Annotated in this window: 2 protein-coding genes and 2 pseudogenes; 3 read left to right on the forward strand and 1 reads right to left on the reverse strand. The window is 38.6% G+C overall.

Going from position 1 to position 1,862, the window contains the following annotated elements; translation table 11 throughout:
- Window positions 1-248: 248 nt before the first annotated feature.
- Window positions 249-398: pseudogene (locus AB4180_RS21470) on the reverse strand (IS110 family transposase); the annotation flags it as partial.
- 93 nt (window positions 399-491) lie between these two features.
- On the opposite strand from AB4180_RS21470, the gene AB4180_RS21475 reads away from it, so the two are divergent.
- The 3 genes and pseudogenes from AB4180_RS21475 to AB4180_RS21485 form a co-directional block, all read left to right on the forward strand.
- Window positions 492-929, forward strand: coding sequence for a hypothetical protein (locus AB4180_RS21475; protein ID WP_102248955.1), 438 nt, complete (start codon window positions 492-494; stop codon window positions 927-929).
- A 430-nt stretch (window positions 930-1,359) separates the two neighbouring features.
- Complete coding sequence (locus AB4180_RS21480) at window positions 1,360-1,677, forward strand: hypothetical protein (RefSeq protein ID WP_372081976.1); 318 nt, start codon at window positions 1,360-1,362, stop codon at window positions 1,675-1,677.
- A gap of 50 nt (window positions 1,678-1,727) precedes the next feature.
- A pseudogene (locus tag AB4180_RS21485) lies at window positions 1,728-1,862 on the forward strand (IS5/IS1182 family transposase); the annotation flags it as partial.

A 1,862-nucleotide genomic window follows, 5' to 3' on the forward strand; every position in this document is an offset into this window, starting at 1 on the left:
AATTACGCAACAAAGCCTAGTTGTATGTTCGTTTTTAGCAGTAAGTTGGGTCAAAATTCTGAACTTGGAAGAAAGGCATAACAAATAAGGATTAAGGTGTTGCGCAGACAACACTAAATTCCGAGTGTTGAACAAGACCGAAGCCTCTTTATTAAGTAAATTGTACAATTACATTTGAAGGGCACATCGCTTTGGGGTTTTATTAAGGCGAACGAGGCCAAGATAAGATTGTGTCATCATGTGGATCTACGCATCAGTGGCATATTTTCTATTTTAGTCAGTAGTTTAGAGCGAGTTGCCGACTTATGAAGTATGACCTTACCATTTTGGTCTACGGCATGAGGACTAAAGTGGTTTTTAGCTAGGTCGATTCCGCAGAAATAAGAATAATCAGACATGGTGCCTCCGGTGCAATTAAGTACCACATAAGTGTGGCAGATCCTAGGAAGGGGGAATCCATGTCATTCGTTAGGGAACTTTAGGGGTACCTTGTGAGTAATATAGTAATTAGACTATTGAAAGAGATAGATAAAAACGGTGAAGTATCACTGTTTGAATTATCGAAATTGATTACTAAAAAACATAATGATCATCGAGATTTTTATCCTATTGCATTTCTGGTAGCTAATGATTTATTAGATGATGAGTATTTTGAAAAAAGAGAGCAAGTTCAACTGAAAGAACAATTACTTGCTCGAGAATTTTATGCTTGCCATAGCGCCGAGAAGAAAGCCTCTGATGGCGACAGGGAGTTTACCGCAATGGGCAGTGGGCAAAAGTTAAGCGAACAGAAGTTTGCTTTATCAGCAAAAGGTTGTATGTATTTAGCTAACTATCGAACTCGTAGAAATGACAGGTTGACTGCATTAGCTACTGGTATTGTTGTAGGTGTTGTTACCGCCATAATAACAACGTATTTAGCTGCGTAGACATGAAGTCAGTTCCCTAACAAATAAGGATTAAGGTGTTGCTTAGCCAACACTAAATCCTGAGTGTTGAATAAGCCCGAAGCCTCTTTATTAAGTAAATTGTGCGATTGCACTTGAAAGGCACACCGCTTTGAGGTTCTCTCAAGGCAAGTGAGGCCCAAATAAGGTAGCGATAACAATCTTATTAATCATTTAGCTATTTTCCTGTTTCTTTCGTCGTCACATCTCCTCTGATTTCGAAAATGCCATTCTCTTTATTATCGATGCCTTTCGGCTAGGTTAAAGTCACCATCAAATTATTAATCGACACCGGATGTGATAATGGGAATTAATCGCATTAATTATTTACCTTGCAAGTATTGATTGGTAAAGTGTTGTTAAAGATAGGTTTATCGTATTTTAAGTTGGTTGGCTTTATGGAGGAGGAACAATGGGAAGTGGCAAAAAGAATATTTGGCTTGAGTCTGATTCGATTGTAACAAGGAAGAGCCCAAAGCCTCTTAAGCTTAATACGTTAGAAAATATCTACGTTAAAGAGCATGACATTAAAAGTAAAATCACAAGGTCGTTCTTTATTGCGGTTGTGTTTAGTTTACCTATTTTCCTTTATCATCCACTTGCTGGTATTGGTGTGTTTTCCATAATTGGTATCGTTGGATACCTTTTAACCAAAAAATATGAGTTACGTGTCGGTGTTTTCAATAACGATGACGTTGGTGGGCTTTGTTGCGTAATTCAATGGAACTAAATCAAGAACCTACGATCTGATCAGCTACCACCACTCTCTCTCGTAGCCTTATGCCTAAACCTTGTTACAAAACAACCAACTGGAAGCAATACAACCAATCACTCATTAACCGTGGTTCTCTGACTTTCTGGATCGATGAAGAAGCAATAAGTGGGTGGGCGCAATGCAAACAGAATAAGCGCGGG

The organism is Vibrio sp. 10N.286.49.C3 (assembly GCF_041469545.1).
Classification (GTDB): domain Bacteria; phylum Pseudomonadota; class Gammaproteobacteria; order Enterobacterales; family Vibrionaceae; genus Vibrio; species Vibrio tasmaniensis_A.